Origin of the sequence: Roseateles puraquae (assembly GCF_002205845.1) — a bacterium.
Classification (GTDB): Bacteria; Pseudomonadota; Gammaproteobacteria; order Burkholderiales; family Burkholderiaceae_C; genus Pelomonas; species Pelomonas puraquae.
Genome location: NZ_NISI01000007.1, coordinates 42,697 through 59,522, shown reverse-complemented (window position 1 = coordinate 59,522; position 16,826 = coordinate 42,697). Strand labels below are relative to the sequence as shown.

General features: G+C 70.4%; 10 protein-coding genes. 5 read left to right on the top strand and 5 right to left on the bottom strand.

Annotated features, from left to right (window positions below; translation table 11 throughout):
- Window positions 1-24: 24 nt before the first annotated feature.
- Both CDO81_RS29160 and CDO81_RS17510 read right to left on the bottom strand, forming a co-directional pair.
- On the bottom strand, window positions 25-1,590 hold the full coding sequence (locus CDO81_RS29160) for a methyl-accepting chemotaxis protein (protein WP_277596181.1): 1,566 nt from the start codon (window positions 1,588-1,590) through the stop codon (window positions 25-27).
- A 234-nt stretch (window positions 1,591-1,824) separates the two neighbouring features.
- Window positions 1,825-2,394: an OmpA family protein gene (locus CDO81_RS17510; protein WP_158218334.1), complete on the bottom strand. Its 570-nt coding sequence runs from the start codon at window positions 2,392-2,394 to the stop codon at window positions 1,825-1,827.
- Between the two features lie 173 nt (window positions 2,395-2,567).
- On the opposite strand from CDO81_RS17510, the gene tssK reads away from it, so the two are divergent.
- The 5 genes from tssK (at window position 2,568) to CDO81_RS17485 (ending at window position 11,386) form a co-directional block, all read left to right on the top strand.
- Window positions 2,568-3,905 carry a type VI secretion system baseplate subunit TssK gene (tssK, locus tag CDO81_RS17505; RefSeq protein WP_088484517.1) on the top strand — a complete coding sequence of 446 codons (1,338 nt, stop codon included), beginning with the start codon at window positions 2,568-2,570 and terminating at the stop codon, window positions 3,903-3,905.
- Window positions 3,906-4,053: 148 nt separating this feature from the next.
- Entirely contained in the window at window positions 4,054-5,397 is a 1,344-nt protein-coding gene (locus tag CDO81_RS17500; RefSeq protein WP_088484516.1) for a DotU family type VI secretion system protein, read from the top strand.
- Window positions 5,398-5,399: 2 nt separating this feature from the next.
- Window positions 5,400-8,945, top strand: coding sequence for a type VI secretion system membrane subunit TssM (gene tssM / locus CDO81_RS17495; protein ID WP_088484515.1), 3,546 nt, complete (start codon window positions 5,400-5,402; stop codon window positions 8,943-8,945).
- A complete protein-coding gene (tagF, locus tag CDO81_RS17490; RefSeq protein ID WP_206602122.1) occupies window positions 8,942-9,553 on the top strand; it encodes a type VI secretion system-associated protein TagF in 612 nt (203 codons plus the stop codon). The genes tssM and tagF overlap by 4 nt, the downstream gene beginning before the upstream one ends.
- Before the next feature lie 9 nt (window positions 9,554-9,562).
- Window positions 9,563-11,386 (top strand): type VI secretion system contractile sheath domain-containing protein, encoded by a 1,824-nt coding sequence (locus CDO81_RS17485; protein WP_088484514.1) that lies wholly within the window; start codon window positions 9,563-9,565, stop codon window positions 11,384-11,386.
- 52 nt (window positions 11,387-11,438) lie between these two features.
- Here CDO81_RS17485 and CDO81_RS17480 read toward each other — a convergent pair whose 3' ends face one another.
- Genes CDO81_RS17480 through CDO81_RS17470 form a run of 3 tightly spaced genes read right to left on the bottom strand, consistent with a single transcriptional unit; the run spans window position 11,439 to window position 16,822 of the window.
- Window positions 11,439-13,943 carry a hypothetical protein gene (locus tag CDO81_RS17480; RefSeq protein ID WP_088484513.1) on the bottom strand — a complete coding sequence of 835 codons (2,505 nt, stop codon included), beginning with the start codon at window positions 13,941-13,943 and terminating at the stop codon, window positions 11,439-11,441.
- Window positions 13,944-13,977: 34 nt separating this feature from the next.
- Window positions 13,978-14,664: a CpXC domain-containing protein gene (locus CDO81_RS17475; protein ID WP_088484512.1), complete on the bottom strand. Its 687-nt coding sequence runs from the start codon at window positions 14,662-14,664 to the stop codon at window positions 13,978-13,980.
- A gap of 13 nt (window positions 14,665-14,677) precedes the next feature.
- A complete protein-coding gene (locus tag CDO81_RS17470; RefSeq protein ID WP_144397289.1) occupies window positions 14,678-16,822 on the bottom strand; it encodes a hypothetical protein in 2,145 nt (714 codons plus the stop codon).
- Between the last annotated feature and the right edge of the window lie 4 nt (window positions 16,823-16,826).

The window sequence follows — 16,826 nt, the reverse complement described above, 5'->3', positions numbered from 1 at the left end:
CGGGCCGGTGTGGCATCAAGCCCGTCAGGCAAGCCGGAACACGCCCACCGTCTTCACCAGGCGGTCGGCCTGGTTGCGAAGGCTTTCGGCGGCGGCGGCGCTCTGTTCGACCAAGGCCGCGTTCTGCTGCGTGACCTCGTCGATCTGCGACATCGCGGTCCCCACCTGGCCCACTGCGGTGCTTTGCTCCTTGCTGGCCAGGCTGATCTCGCCCACCACATGGCTCACGCTCTTGATGGCGTTGACGACGCGGTCCATCGTCGTGCCGGCGCGGTTCACGAGGGAGGAGCCCGTCTCCACCTGCCCGACGCTGCCTTCGATCAGTGACTTGATCTCCTTGGCGGCACCTGCGCTGCGTTGGGCCAGAGCCCGCACTTCGCTGGCGACCACGGCAAAGCCGCGACCCTGCTCACCCGCCCGGGCCGCCTCAACGGCCGCGTTCAGCGCGAGGATGTTGGTCTGGAAGGCGATGCCGTCGATCGTGCCGATGATGTCGGCAATCTTCTTGGACTGCGCGTCGATCTGATGCATCGTGGAGATGACTTCGCCCACCACCGAGCCGGCCTCGGTGGCGATGCGGGTCGCGTCCAACGCGAGTTGATCGGCCTGCTCCGCATGGCCGGCGTTGTTCTGGACGGTCGTCCCCAACTCCTCCATGGTTGCCGCGGTCTGCTGCAAGGCGCTGGCCTGCTCCTCGGTGCGCTGGCTGAGGTCCGCGTTGCCGGCCGCAATCTCTGCGCTGCCGTCGGCAATGGAGTCGGAGGCTTCCCTGACGCTCTGCACGATGGTGACGAGGCCGCTGCGCATCTGTCCCAGCGACGCAAGCACGCTGCCTTGCGGCGCCAGGGTCTCCCCGGCAAGCATGCCGAGGTCACCGGTCGCCACCCGCCTGGCCGCTTGCCCCAGGTCATGCGGTTCGGCGCCGAGCGCGCGATGCAGGCCTCTGACGATCAGCACGCCCGAAACGATGGCGGTCGCGATGGCCAGGCAAGCGACCAAGGCGAACCACAGCATGTCGCTCTTCATGCGTGCATCGCTGTCGGCCGCCATCTGGTCGGCGCGCTGCAGGGTGTAGTGCGTGTAGGCGTCGCTGGCCGCCACGAGTTGTGCCAGCAGCGGCCGGCACTTCTCGTTCATGCGCTGGACGGCTTCATCACGCTGGCCCTGCAGTGCCAGGGCCACGATGTCCAGCGCCACCGGCGCGTACAACTGCTCGACGCGCGCAATCTCGGCGATCAGCTCGCGCGCCTTGGCCGAGACGTCGTCGGCCTTGGCCATCGCCTGGAGCTTCGCAAGGTTTTCAGTCGCAGCGCGGTGAGCCTTCTCCACGTTGGCCCGCTCGATGGCGAGGTCGTCGGGGCGCGTCACCAGCACGAGGTTGCGGGCCGCGATGGCCCTCGCATCGACGTTGTGGCGCACCGCATTCGCCACGTGGGACCTCGCGGTGATGCCCAAGGCGAAGTGATCAAAACTATCGTTTTCTCGGCTCAGAGCCGCCCAGGCGAGGGCCGCCACGAGCATCAGTTGCAGCGTGAGCCCGCCAAATGCGAGCGTCAGCTTCGTCCTTACCTTCATTGTCGCGAAACCCATGATCCGCTCTCCTTCTCCATCGAGCGAGCGACCCGGGTTCGGTGCCGCTGCATGACGTCAGTTCATCGTGCAGCGAGGTTAACCGTCTTTGCGCGTTATTGCTACTTTCGATACTTTTGATAGCGTGCCGTATTCACGCCTTGGCCGCCTCGGCCAAGCCGGCTTGGCAGCGGCTTCGGGTGACCGTCTCCCTCAGCGTGCGAGGCCGCCATCGGCAACGGTCTCGCGCGAGGCTCACTTCCGTCCGATCTCCACCCGCCGGTTTTCGTCCGCCGTCGGCTTGGCCGGGTTCTTCAGGTCCTTGGAGCCCACGCCCTCGATGACGATCAGCGCGGGATCGGTGCCCTTGGCGACGAGGTAGTTGCGCACCGACTCGGCGCGCTTGACCGACAGCACCTGGTTGGCCTGCGGGGTGCCGGAGGCGTCGGCATGGCCGATGACGCGCACCTGGCGGTCGGTGTTCTTCTTGGTCTTGAGCACGTCGGCAAAGACGTCGAGCTGGCGCTTGAGCAGCGGCGGCAGTTCGGCCGAGCCGACCTTGAACGAGGTGGCCGGCAGCGAGTAGCGGATGGCGGGCTTGAAGCCCATGCACTTGAAGCCGTTGGCCTCCAGCTCCTTGCACTTGTCGTCGGGGAACAGGCCCTCGGCGATGGCCTCGGCAGTGGGCACGGTCTTGCCCAGGTCAACTGCTTCGCCCGAGGCCACGGCCGACGCGGCGGGCGGTGGGACTTCGGGCGTCTGTGCGCTGGCGGCCAGGCCGAGGCCGCAAAGGGAGAGCAGCAGCAGGGAGGGCAGGGTCTTCATGGCGGGCACTCGTGTCGACGGAAGAGGACGCCGGTTGAGTGACGCCGCCGCCCGCTTGGTTCCCGCAGGCCGCGGGGGAACCAAGCCGGCCCTGCAGTCACTCACCCGGGACTGCAGGCAGCCACCCGGGCCGCCTGCGCCCCTTTTCCCGTTCCCTTGAGGCAAACCCATCCATGACCTGGCGTGACCGCGTGATCTGGACGGAGGGCATGTTCCTCCAGCCGCAGCACTTCCAGCAGCACGACCGCCACTGGGAGCACCAGTGGCGCCAACGCCTGCAGCAAGCCGTCGCCTATGCCTGGGGCTTCACGGCCCTGAGCCTGGACGACGCCGCCCTGACCCTGGGCAAGGTGGGCCTGGCCGGGGCCCAGGGGCTGCTGGCCGACGGCACCGCCTTCAGTGCGCCGGGCAGTGATGCGACACCGGCGGCGCTGGACATCCCGCCCGATGCCCGCAACGAGGTGGTGGTGCTGGCCGTCACGATGCAGCGCCCCGGCGTGGTGGAGACCGACGCCGAGCAGGCTGCCAGCGCGATGGGGCCGCGGTTCACGACCAGCGAGGTCAGCGTGGCCGACAGCAATGCGCAGGTCGACCGCGATGCGCCGCTGCAGATCGGCCGCCTCAACCTGCGCCTGATGCTGCAGCGCGATGCCGGTGAAGGCTATGTGACCCTGGGCGTGGCCCGCGTGGTGGAGCGGCGGGCCGACAACCGCGTGGTGCTCGACCCGACCTACGTGCCGCCGCTGCTGCACGCGGCAGCCCATCCGGTGCTGGATGGCTATCTGCGCGAGCTCTGCGGCCTGCTGCACCAGCGTGGCGAAGCCCTGGCCGCCCGGCTGGCCGCCCCGGGCCGTGGCGGTGTGGGCGAGATTGCCGACTTCCTGCTGCTGCAGACGGTCAACCGCCACCAGGCGAGCTTCCAGCATCTGCGCACGGTGTCGCTGCTGCACCCCGAGCGGCTCTACAGCGAATGCCTGGCGCTGGCCGGCGAGCTGGCCACCTTCCGCGACAGCCGTCGCCCCACGGCCTACGCCACCTATGTGCATGACGACCTGGCCGCCACCTTCAGGCCCGTCATCGACGACCTGCGGCAGTCGCTGTCGATGGTGATGGAGCAGACCGCCCTCCCGATCGAGCTGCAGGACCGCGCCTACGGCGTGCGCGTGGCCCTGATCCCGGACGTGGGCCTGCAGCGCAGCGCGACCTTCGTGCTCGCGGTGTCGGCGCAGCTGCCGGGCGATGCGCTGCGGGCGCGCTTCCCGACGCAGGTCAAGATCGGCCCGGTCGAGCGCATCCGCGATCTCGTCAACCTGCAACTGCCCGGCGTGGCCCTGCGCCCGTTGCCGGTGGCGCCGCGACAGATCCCCTATCACGCGGGCCACAACTACTTCGAGCTGGAGACCCGCGGCAACGAGCTGTGGAAGCAGCTCGAAACCTCCGGTGGCCTGGCCCTGCACATCGCGGGCGAGTTCCCGGGCCTGGAACTTGAGTTCTGGGCGATTCGTTCCTGACGCCATGGCTGAAGAACACAGCCACAGAGGCACAGAGGCACAGAGAGAGCGGGCCTGTGCCGGCTCTCGTTCCGCTGCGCAGGCGGGCCGCCTCTGTGCCTCTGTGCCTCCGTGGCTGTGTTCCGACATTCGCGCGATTGGTTGAAGCATGAGCGACCCCCAACAAGACGATCCCTTTGCCGCCTTCGGGCAGGACCGCACGGTCATCAAGCCCAGCGCCGGCCGCGCCGCGACGGGTGCGCCCCCGGCTGCGGCACGGCCCGCCGCGGCGGCGGCCCCGGTGCCTGTCGGCATGCCTGCTGGCCCCGCCGGTCGCGAGGCCCCGATGGCCCTGGAGGCGCTCACCTCCGCCAGCCTCAATCCGCTGGTGGCCGCGGCCATGCCGCTGCTGTCGGCGGCGCCGCGCATCCGCCACAGCGCGCAGCACCCCAACCCCGCGGGGCTGAAGGAAGCACTGGCCGAGGGCATCCGCGCCTTCGAGGCCAAGGCGCGGGCCGACGGCCTGCCCAATGAGCAGGTCATCGCCGGCCGCTACATCCTGTGCACGCTGCTGGACGAGTCGGCGGCCAGCACGCCCTGGGGCGGCTCGGGCGCCTGGGCGGCGCAGAGCCTGCTGGTGCAGTTCCACAACGAGTCCTGGGGCGGCGAGAAGGTGTTTGCGCTGATGGCCAAGCTGGCCGAGAACGTGCCGGCCAACCGCCACCTGCTGGAGCTGCTCTACGTGTGCCTGGCCTTCGGTTTCGAGGGCCGCTACCGCGTCATCGACAACGGCCGCGCCCAGCTCGACGGCGTGCGCGCCCGCCTGGCCCAGATGCTGCGCCAGGGCCAGACGCCCGACCCCGCGCTGTCGCCCCGCTGGCAAGGCGCCGAGCCCGGCGAACGTGGCCTGCGCGAGCGCCTGCCGCTGTGGGCCATCGCCGCGGCCACGGCGCTGGTGCTGCTGGTGGTCTACATCGGCCTGCGCTTCAGCATCAATGGCGCGTCGGACGACGTGTTCACCGCGCTGCGCGGCTTCGACGTGAAGACCGCCGCCGTGGCCGCGCCTGCACCGCCCCCGGCCGCGCCGCGCCTGGCCGGGCTGCTGGACGCCGACGTCAAGGCGGGCCTGGTGCAGGTCAACGACCTGGCGGACCGCTCCGTCGTCGTCATCAAGGGCGACGGCCTCTTCGGGCCCGGCAGCGCCGAGGTGTCGAGCGAGTTGCGCCCGTTGGTGCTGCGCATCGGCGAGGCATTGCAGCGCCTGAAGGGCCAGGTGCTCGTCACCGGCCACACCGACAACCAGCCCATCCGCTCGCTGCGCTTCCCGTCCAACTGGCACCTGTCGCAGGCGCGCGCCGAGGCCTTCCGCAACCTGCTCGCCGAGCGGGTGGAAATCGGCCGGCTGCGCGCCGAGGGTCGCGCCGATGCGGAAAGCGTGGCCGACAACGCCACCCCCGCCGGCCGTGCGAAGAACCGCCGCGTGGAAGTGACGCTGATGGTGCAGGACCGCTGATCATGAAACGCTTGCTCTCCCTCCTCCTGCACCCGATCACCCTGGGTGTGTTCTTCCTGCTCGTCGTCTCGGCCCTGGTGTGGTGGGTCGGGCCGCTGATCGCCTTCGGTGAGCACCGGCCGCTGGACACGGCGCTGGCGCGGGGCCTCGCGCTGGCCGTGGTGTGGGCCCTCGGGCTGCTGCGGCTGGTGTGGGCCCTGCTGCGCCGGCGGCGCCTGAATGCCGCGCTGGTCAAGGGCATGGCCACCGGCCCGTCAGCCGCCGCACAAGAAGAAGCCGTGCTGCAGGAGCGCTTCAGCCAGGCGATTGCGCTGCTGAAGAAGGCCCCCGGTGCCAAGAAGGGCCTGCTGGGCAGCGGCAGCTCGCTGTATGAGCTGCCCTGGTATGTCTTCATCGGCGCGCCGGGCGCGGGCAAGACGACGGCGCTGCTGAACGCCGGCATCAATTTCCCGCTCACCGAGAAGCTCGGCCAGGCCAGCGTGCGCGGCGTGGGCGGCACGCGCAACTGTGAGTGGTGGTTCAGCGACGAGGCGGTGCTCATCGACACCGCGGGCCGCTACGCCACGCAGGACTCCGACAAGGACACCGACGCCGCCGCCTGGGACACCTTCCTCGGGCTCTTGCGCCGCGCCCGCCCGCGCCGCCCGATCAACGGCGTGCTGCTGACCGTCAGCGTGCAAGACCTGCTGGCCCTGCCGCCTGACCAGCGCAAGGAGCAGGCCGCCCGGCTGCGCGGTCGCATGCAGGAGCTGCAGCAGCGCCTGGGCGTGAAGGTGCCCGTGTATGTGCTGGTCACGAAATGCGACCTGCTGGCCGGCTTCAACGAGACCTTCGGCTCGCTGGGCAAGGAGGAGCGCGACCAGGTGCTGGGCTTCACCTTCCCGCTGTCCACGCAGCCGGGCGAGGAGGTCATGACCAACTTCGGCAGCGAGTTCGCCTCCCTGGAGAAGCGCCTGCGCGAACGCCTGATCGAGCGCATGGAGGCCGAGAGCGACCCGCTCAAGCGCGCGGTGGTGTTCGCCTTCCCGCAGCAGTTCGGGGGCCTGCGCGGCCTGCTGGGCAGCTACCTGGAGACGGTGTTCGGCAGCGGCGGCACGCTGGACGAAGCGCCGCGCCTGCGCGGCGTCTACTTCACCAGCGGCACCCAGGAAGGCACGCCCATCGACCGCGTGCTCGGCGCGCTGGCCCGCACCTTCGGCGTGGAGCGCCGCCTCACGCCACCGGCCGCGGCCAAGGGCCGCAGCTACTTCCTGAACCACCTGCTGCGCCGGGTGGTGTTCGTCGAGCAGTACCTCGTGGGCCAGAACGCCGAGGTCGAGCGCCGCAGCGCACGGCTGCGCCTGGCGGGCCTCGCGGCGCTGAGCCTCGCAACCCTGACGCTGCTGATCGGCTGGGGCTTCAGCTACCTCGGCAATCAGCGCTACATCGCCGACATCGAGGCCAAGCTGCCCGCGCTCAAGGACACTGTCGCCGCCCTGCCGCCCACCAGCGGCAGCGACCCCTCGGCCCTGCCCGAGGCGCTCGCCGCGCTGCGCGATGCCGCCCAGCCGCCGGGCTTTGCGCTGGACCACCCGCCGCTGTCGCTGGGCTTCGGGCTCTTCCAGGGCGACAAGCTCGACGCGGGCGCCCAGGTCTCCTACCACCGGGTGCTGCAGCGGGCGCTGGCGCCGCGCGTGGCCGCCCGGCTGGAGGAACGGCTGCGCACCGCCAACCGCGACAACCTGGAGTTCGCGTACGAATCGCTCAAGGCCTACCTGATGCTCTACAACCCCGAGCATCTGGACAAGCCCGGCCTGCAGGCCTGGGTGGGCCTGGACTGGGATGCCAACCTCGAAGGCAGCCTCGGCCCCGAGAAAGTCGCGCTGCTGAAGAACCACCTGGATGCGCTGCTGTCGCGCGGTGGCTTCGAGCTGGCCCAGCCGATGGACAAGACCCTGGTGGCCAGCGTGCGCGAGATGCTGGGCGCCTACCCGCTGGAGTACCGCATCTTCAGCCGCCTGCGCCGCGCGCAGATCGACGGCGACCTGCCGCCCTTCACCGTGGCGGCGGCCGCCGGCCCGCAAAGCCCCAATGTGTTCGAGCGCGCCAGCGGCCAGCCGCTGACCCAGGGCATCCCGGGCATGTTCACCAAGGACGGCTACAAGAAGGCCTTCCAGACCTCCGTCGACAAGACCGCCAGGCAGCTCGCCGAAGAAGAAGCCTGGGTGCTGGGCACCAACCCGGCGATCGCCAAGCGCCAGGCGGCCGACAAGACCCTGGTGGAGCGGGTGCGCCGGCTCTACCTGGAGGAGTACGTCAAGGTCTGGGACGCTTATCTGGCCGATGTGCGCCTCGTGAAGCTGGGCGGGCTGGACCGCGGCATCGCGGTGTCGCGCCTGCTGTCGGCGGTGGACTCGCCGCTGGCGGCCTTCCTGCGCGCCGCGTCGAAGGAGACCACGCTGATCGACCCCGTGGACGGTGGCAACACGATCAACAAGGAGCTCAACAAGCGCGCCGACGACGCCGTCTTCGCCAAGGGCGGCGAGCTCGCGCGGCTGGCGGGCAACCAGGCCAAGGCGCCGGCCTCGATCTCGCGAGACGGGCCGCTGGAGAAGATCGTCGACGACCACTTCGCACCGCTGCGCCGTCTCGTCACGGGCACGCCGCCCCCGCTGGACGACGTGATGAAGATGTTCAACGAGGTCTATGTGCAGCTCAGCGCGGTGCAGGAGGCCCTCAAGAGCAAGTCACCGCCGCCGGCCGGTGGCGGGGGCGCCAAGCTCAAGGCCGCCGCCGGCCAGCAGCCCGAGCCACTGCGCGCGGCCCTCGAAACCCTGGCCGATGCGGCCGACAACCAGAGCCGGCTCGTGGAGCGCCAAAGCCTCACCGGCGAGTTGCAGCCCGTGGCCGAGTTCTGCGCCCGTGCGATCGCCGGCCGCTACCCGGTGGCCCAGGGCGCCAAGGTCGACGTGCTGCCGGAGGACTTCGGCCAGTTCTTCGCGCCCGGCGGCATGATGGACGACTTCTTCACCCGCAAGCTCAATGCCCTGGTGGACGTGGGCACCAACCCCTGGAGCTTCCGGCCCACGGGCGATGGCAGCCGGCCGGTGTCGCCGGCGGCACTGGCCGACTTCCAGCGTGCCGCCCGTGTGCGCGAGGTGTTCTTCCGCAATGGCGGCAAGACGCCGGCCTTCCGTGTGGATGTGCGGGCCCTGGAGCTGAGCGACGGCCTGAAGGAGCTGACGCTGGACATCGACGGCCAGGTCAGCCGCTTCACTGCTGGCAACACCGCGCCGGTGAGCCTGCAGTGGCCGGGCGCACGGCTGTCGTCGCAGATCAAGCTGACGGGTCAACCGGGCGGCACGCCGATCACCTTCGACGGGCCCTGGGCGCTGTTCCGCCTGTTCGACCGCTTCGAGGTGCAGGGCTCGCCGCAACAGCCCGAGCGCTTCATCGTGGTCATGAACCTGGACGGCCATCGCGCCCGGCTGGAGGTCACGGCCAGCAGCGTGTTCAACCCGTTCCGGCTGCGCGAGCTGCAGCAGTTCCGCTGCCCGGGGGCGCTGTGAGCGTGCCCGGCTGGTACGGCAAGCTGCCGGCGCTGGGCGACTTCGCGTCCAGGCGGCTGCCACCCGAGTGGATCGAGCCCTGGGACCACTGGCTCGCCAGCGGCCTGCACCAATTGCGCGAGGCCGCCCCCGAAGCCTGGCTGGACAACTACCTCGCCAGCCCCGCCTGGCGCTTCGCGCTGCTGCCGGGCGCGCTGCCCGCCGGCGCGGGCGACGGGCTGCGCGTGGGCGTGCTGGTGCCCTCGGTCGACCGCGTGGGGCGCTACTTCCCGCTGGTGGTCGTGAGCGAGCCGCTGCCGCGCCCGAGCGACGGCGCCCAGGTCGCGGCCCTGTGGCACTGGGCCGGGCAGCTCGAAGACATCGCCGTGCAGGCCCTGCAGGACGACTGGACCGCCGAGGCCCTGGACGCCGCGCTGGCCGCCACCCCGCTGCCCGTGTTCCTCGCGGCCGACAGCACCGTGCCGCAGGCCCTGACCGCGCTGCTGAGCCAGGCCGCCTGGGACGGCCTGCAAGGCTGCAGCCTGTGGCTGCACGACGGCGGCCAGCCCCAGGTGCATGCCGCCCTGCCCACCGGCGCGGCCTTCGCCGCCCTCTTTCACCCCCGCTGAGTTCCGACCATGAGCGACTGGACCCCCGACTACGGCCACCTCGACACCTCGCCGCCCGCCTGGGCGGCCAAGCGCCCGCTGCGTATCGCCTTGCTCGGCGACTTCGGCGGCGGCGCGGCCAACGGGCGGCTCGACACGGGCGCCGCCCTGGCACGGCGCAAGCCGCGGGCCGTGGAGTTCGACTCGCTGGACGATGCCTTGGGCCAGCAGGCCATCACGCTCAGCCTGCCGGTCGGGGCGGACGGCGCGCCAGTGGAGATCGCGCTGGCCGACCTGGAGTCCTTCCACCCCGACACGCTGTTCCGCGAGCTGGCGCTGTTCAGGCAGCTCAGCGAGCTGCGCAAGCGCCTGAACAACCCCGCCACGTTCGACAAGGCCGCCGCCGAGGTCGCCAAGATGGGCGGCGCCACGCTGAAGGCTTCAAGGGCCGGGCGCGGCGTGCGGGCCCGCGGCGCGGCGCCGTCGGCCGGCGCCCGGCTCAGCGACTTCGCACGGCTCACCGGTCGCGCCAGTGCGCCCGACAGCGGGGAGCGCATCGACACCCTGCTGCGCAACATCATCGGCCCCTTCATCGTGCCCGCCGCCAAGCCCGAGAAGGCCGGGCTGCTGGCCACGCTGGACGCGGCCATCGCCGACGCCATGCGCGCCGTGCTGCACCAGGCCGACTTCCAGGCCACCGAGTCGCTGTGGCGCGGCGTGGACTTCCTGCTGCGCCGGCTGGAGACCGGACCGATGCTGCAGGTCCATCTCATCGACATCAGCGCCGAGGAGTTGGCCGCCGACCTGAGCGCGAGCGACGACCTGAGCGACACCGGCCTGCACCAGCTGCTCGTGAGCCGGCCCGCCGAAACCAAGGACGGCGGCTACACCTACATCGCCGGCCTCTACCAGTTCGAGCCCACGCCGCCGCACACCGAGCTGCTCGGCCGCATGGCCAAGCTGGCCGATGCAGCCGGCGCCACCTTCTTCACCGCCATGGCCGTGGACGCGCTCAGCCAGCCGCGCCAGCCGCCGCATCCGCTCGTCGTGGACGCCTTCGCGGCGCTGCGCGGCCTGCCTGAGGCCCGCCGCCTGGCGCTGCTCGGGCCGCGCTTCCTGCTGCGCCATCCCTACGGCAAGAAGAGCGACCCGATCTCGTCGTTCGCCTTCGAGGAATTCACCGCCGCCGACGGCCTGTCCGGCATGCTCTGGGGCCACCCCGCGCTGCTGGCCCTGACGGTGCTGGCCGGCCAGGGCGGCGCCCCCAACGTCGGCGACCTGCCCTTTCACCACTTCGTGGACGCTGACGGCGACAGCACCGCCCTGCCCTGCACCGAGCGCTTCATCACCACCGCAGCTGCCACCGAACTTGCGCGTTACGGCGTGAAGGCGCTGATGGCGCACAAGGGCGAGCCGCTGGTGCAGCTGACCGGGCCGGACACCGTGGCCGGCACGTTCACGCCCCCCGCTGCCGCCGCCGCGCGTCCCGGCGCACGCACGGGCGTGGAAATGGCGGTGGCGGTGCGCAGCCGGCTGCCCGACCGCAGCGACGCCCCCCCGCGCACAGCGCGCAGCACCTCGAACGGGCCGCTGGCGGCAACCCCTTCACCTGCCGTTGCGGCCACCGACGACGATGTCGACCTGGACGCCCTGCTCGCCAACCTTGACGGCGACGGTGCAGCGCCCGACACGACCGCTGCCGCTGACGCTGCCCCCGATGGCGCTGTGGATGATCTCGACGCGCTGCTGGCAAGCCTGAACGACGAGCCGGCGCCTGCAAGCACCCCGGCGGCTGCGCCCGCGGACGACGATGTGGATGCGGAGCTGGAAGCGCTGCTGAAGTCGCTCGGCTGAGCGCTGGCAGCGTCCGGCCGGCGTCAGGTGCCAAGCCGGGCGCCGGGCCGGATCAGGCGGGCTTGGCCGTCGTCGGCCGGAAGTAGGCCCGCTCGGTCTCGCGGTCGACCTGCTGGGCCGCGCGGAAGCTGGGCAGCTGGCGCACCCGCTCATTGAACTCGCGGCTGAAGCCCATGATGAGCGTGCGCAACTCCGCCACGCTGCTCACCTGGAACATCTGCTGGACCTCGGCCACGGCCAGCTCGGCCTTGGCGTCACCCGGGATGGTGGCGCTCTTGCGCAGCTTGACGAGCTGCTTGTCCACCTGCTCCTGCAGCGCGCGTGGCCCCGCCACGCCCGCACGCTGGCACAGCGTGTAGGGCTGCCCCTCCAGCAGCGGCTTCACGACCGGGTCAGCGGCGTACTTCTCCTGCAGCATGGCCGCGCCGTCCAGCATGCGCGACAGGTACTTGGACGCGTGCACGAAGGCCTCACCCGTGGCGCGGCGCTTGGCGGTCGCGCCCGAGGCCTCGTGCTCGGCGTGGGCCATGTGCTTCATGTCCTTGAAGAAGTCGGCCAGCTGCTCGTTGGTGGACTGCAGCAATTCGGCCGGCTGGATGTTGTCGAGCACGGCCTGCTTCTTCTTGGGCGAAGCGGCCTGGGCCCCCGCGACGATGTGAGTGATGGCGCCTTCGCTCATGTAGGCCTCGTTGGCGAACATGATGTGCGTGAACTGCGCCTGCTTGATGCGCGCCTTGAGCGCGTTCAGCCCGTCCAGCCACTGCGCATGGGTCTGGTCCGGGTGCGCCTTGGCACAGCCCGGGCCCTCCTCGGGATGCTGCTTCACCAGAGCGGCCAGGCGTGCCTGGTCGGCTCGCAGCGCGGCCATGCGCTCGGCGTACTGGTCGTCGGTGGCGTCCATCACCTCGTCGGGGAACTGCGTCTCCAGCAGGTCCAGCAGGTCGGGCAGCAGCTGCTGCACCGCCTTGAGGTCATGCGCCTCGCGGGCGAGCTCATAGCGCTTCTTAAGCTGGTCGTAGGTCTTGAAGGCCGCCGTCTCTTGCGGGCTGATCTTGGCGCCGCCCTGCTTGGCCCGGGCCAGCACCGCCAGCCGGCGCGCCTCGACCTTGGTGCGAATTCGCTCGACCTTCTCCTGCGCGGTGAGCAGGTAAGCCGCCTCGGCCTCCTCGAACCGCTGCTGGATGCGCTTGCGGTCCTGCGGGTCGCGGATGCCCTTGAGCAGGTCCTGCCACATGGCGGTGAAGGTGGGTTCGTCCAGGAAGCGGCGCTGCTTCATCAGCGTGGCCACGTCCTGGTCGATGCCGCTCATCTTGGCCATCTCGTCGGTGGGCTGGTCGATGTCGTGATCCTGCGGTGCTGACCCGCGGCGGGGTGACATGTTGTCTTCGATGGCGCGGTAGTCGCGCGCATACAGATTGGTGTCGAAGACCCGGCCCGGCGGGCGACCGAAGCGGCGCTTGATCTCGGCGTTGAAGCGGGTCATGGCCTTCACGTCATCCCCCGGCGTGACCGAGGCCACCGTGATGTCCAGGTCGGACTCGATGTCCTCGCTGCCGCTGCTCTTGAACATCAGCTGGTTCTTGAACTCGGCCTGCAGCGTCACGATGAGTTGGTCGATGACGCTGCGCCGGTACTGGTAGAGCTTCCACATCACGTCGTCGGTGATGACGGTCTGCGCCGCGAGCCCGTCGATAACCACCGGCTGGCCCGACTTGCGCAGGTCCTTGAACTCGAACCACGTGTACTTGGCAAAGGCCTTCGCGCAGATCGTGTCGGTCCAGGCGGCGGCCTGCGGGTTGGTGTTGTCGGCGAAGGCCACCTTGGCCGGCGGCGGCGCGATGGGCAGCTGCAGCTGGGCGGCGAGCTTGAGTTCGGCCTCCAGCGCACCGGCGCGCTCGTTCTCGGCCTTCACGAGCTCGCGCAGGCGTGTCAGGTCGACCGGGTCCTGCGCGGTCACCTCGGCCATGGCGGCCTTCAGGCGCAGCGCCTCCTGCTGTGACGCCCGGCGCTTGGCCTCCACCCGCTCGGCCTCTTCCCGCTGAAGCGCGGCGAGCTGCTGCTGCACGGGCTTCCCTGCGGCTGCGACGGCCCTGCGCCGCGCCGCAACGGCCTTGCTGTCGCGCCCGAGCTCTCCGGTGGACTGGAGCAGGCGCTCGGTGTCGGTGACGCGCTCCAGCAGCGCCGCCAGCGCGGCGTCCGGCGGCACGGCCTGCAGCAGGCCGAGCTCGGCGTCCAACCGTGCGATGGCCTGGCGCTCGCGCTGCTCGGCGGTCTGCAGCTGGTCGATCAGGTGTTCCAACGGCCCCAGCGCCGTGACGAGCCCATCGGCATGCGAGCGCGCCACCACGCTGGTGGTGCGCACCTTGAACGTGCGGTCCAAGGCCTGGCGCGCCGCGTCGCGCACCTGCACCAGTCGCTCCAGGCCATGGCCGGCGTCGGCGTCTTCCACGGCGGCCAGATGCACGTCGAGCAGGGCCACGGCATCGCGCTCCTCGGTGAGGCCCGCCGGTGAGCGGGCGATGGCTTCAAGGACTTCGCGGACGTGGCTGGCAGGCATGGCGGTGTCGAAGGGTGGCAGGCGAAGAGGCAGCTCAGGCGGCCTCGTCGGCCGGCACGAGGAGTCGGTTGAGGTCGACATAGGGACCGGCGGTCAGCTCGGCCCGTGCAGGTGCCCAGGCGACGTCGTGGGCGAGGCCATCGAGCAGCGCGCGCGGCAGCGTCAGTTGCTCGACGGCCAGGTCGCCGCCGGCCATCGTCCAGGTGAGCGTCAACGTGTCGGCAGCGACGGCGCTCAGGCGCAGTTCGAGCGCGTCATCCAGCGGCAGGTCACGGGCCGAGCGCATCACGGCCAGCTTGGCGAGCTCCAGCGCCACGTCGTCCAGCCCATGGGCGGCGCACAGCAGCTTCTCGCGAAAGGCCGGCCAGCCAAAGGCCAGGCGCGGCTGCAGGCCGGCCTCCTGGGCTTCGTCGGGCGCACCGGCGCCATGCGCGCGGTCGAAGGCCGCGGCCGCCAGGGCTTCGGTCGGGGCCCACTCGGCCAGGTGGCTGGCAGGCCGCACCAGGATCCACTGGCCGCGGCCCACGTCCAGGTAGGTCAGGTCGGGCTCCACGCGGTAGCCCTTGCCGCAGGCACTGCACTCGCCGCGCTGGTAGCGGTCGTCCAGCACCGCCTCGCGCAGATCGGGGCGGCGGTCGGCATTGATGCTGGCGACGATGCCCATCTCCTGGGGGGCACCGCAGTGGCTGCAGGAGAAGGTCTGGGAAAACAGGCGTGACATGGGTGTCCCTCGTTCAGCGAGCCGCGCGCTGGGCGGCGGCCGTCGACTGCTTGTCCTGGGTCAGCACGGGGTACAGCGGATGGCTGGCCGGGAGCTTGCCCACGAAGAAGGCGGCATAGGCTTCGGCATACCACTCGCCGTCCGCGCGGAATTGGTAGTCGGTGACCTTGCTGGCGCGGGCTGACAGCGCATAGCTGACCCACTGGCCCTCGTAGCACTCCTGGTAGACCGAGCTCCCGATCGCGTACTTCTTGGCCGCCGAGTCGCCCCGGTCCCACAGGCCCTTGTCGCTGCTCTTGAGGCGGATGTTCTCCGCCACCTCGACCGCGGCATGCTGGGCCAGCGCTTTCCAGTTCGGCGCCTTCGCACCGGCGGCCATGCTGGTGACGCTGCTCTCGGCCTGCGGCTTCTTCTTTTCGAGCACGGCCTTCAGGTAGGCCGTCAAGAAGGCCTTGGAGCCCTCGCCGGCACAGTCCTTGAAGAAACCATGCGCGGTGCCCAGCGCTGCCGCGACCTCCTCCACGGCGTGCTTCTGCCAACCGCCATAAGTGACGTTGCCGGCCTTGCCGTTCATGAACTGCAGCTTGTCGTCCACCGCATGACCCACCTCATGCAGGGCCAGCAGGTCGAACACCGTCACGTCGGCGCCGGTGGTCATCTTGCCCATGAGCTTCTCGGGCAGGATGCGGGTGGCCAGCGTGACCATCGAGTCGACCAGGCCGGTGCGCGGCACCTGCAGATTGATGACGCCCTTGCCGTCTTCGTAGTCGCCCGAGGGAACGAGCTTGGTGCGATCCCGGTTGATGGTGCGCAGCATCGGGTTGTCCAGCGTGTGCGACGCCGGCACCATGCCAAGGGCCTTGTACAGGCGCGGCAGGTATTTGGTGGTCAGGTCCTTGTTGCCCAGCTCGGGCCCGAAGCGGGCGGTGATGGCCGCGCGCACGAAGGCCTTGCTGTCGGCATCCTTGGCCTTGCCGCCCAGGTCCTGGACCATTGTGTCGATCAGCGCGCCGCCGCCAGGTTCGTCGGCGACCGCCTTCATCACGTCCGGGTCGTGCTTGAGCATCGCCACCGCTTGGGCGCGGGCCGCCTTCGGTGTCTTGGCCCCACCCTTGACGAAGCTCTTGGCGATGGCCTCGCGCACCTCGGCGGCCGCTTGCTCGACCTGCTCGAACAGCGCGCGGGCCGCTGCCACCTCCAGGTCAGCATCCAGCGTCTTGAGGGCTTGCGTGACCTGCTGCATGGCGGTCTTCAGGGCCTTGCCGTCGACACCCGCGAACGCGCCCTGGTCCAGGCCGTCCAGCAGCGAGCGGATCGGCGCCTCGCGCAGCTGCCAGTCCTGCCGGAAGTCGTTGAGGGCCCCCTTCAACCGAACCGGCCCCGAGGTGGCCAGCGACTTGGCAGCTTTCAGTGCGGGCGGGTAGTCCTGCTCCTTCTCACCGCGATCCATCAAGGCTTTGGCTTCGGTGTACTTGTTCACCGCATCGGCAAAGAACCCGAAGACCGGCTGCCCCAACTTGCCTGCGGCCAGCGCGGGCTCCAGCTGTGCCAGCAGCCCCTTCTCCAGGTTCGATTTGACGACAAGATAGTCCTTGCGGGCCTGGTCGTTGGTCGGGCCATACACCTTGTCGAACTCGGCGAGGTCCTTCTCGATGAGATCCAGGTCCTGGCCTGCCCGCACATAGTCAGGTGCTGCACGGTGCTTCGCGAGCTGGCCGCCCGAGGTTTCCAGGCGTGCCAGCACGGTGTGAACCTCAGCCGGCAACGATGCACCGAAGCTCTTTGCCGCGATGGCCTTGAGCACCTGCTCCACCCGCGGCCCCACCTGGCGCCACCGTTGCTCGAAGGTCTGCTGCGCGGTCGGCGCCTCGGCATGGGCCTGGTCGATCAGCCGCTCCAGCGGCCCCAGCGCGTTGTCCAGCGCGTCGGCATGCGAACGGGCCAGCACGCTGGTGGTACGCACCGCGAAGGTGGACTTCAGCGCCTGGCGCGCGCCGTCGCGCACCTCGATCAGCTGCGCCAGCGCATCGGTGGGCTGGCAGCCCTGCACCCGGCCCAGATGCAGGTCGAGCAGGGTGACGGCGTCTTTCTCGGCGGTCAGGCCGGGGCCCTGGGTGGCCAGGTGCTCCAGCACCTCGCGCAGATTCGTTCTTGGCATGACA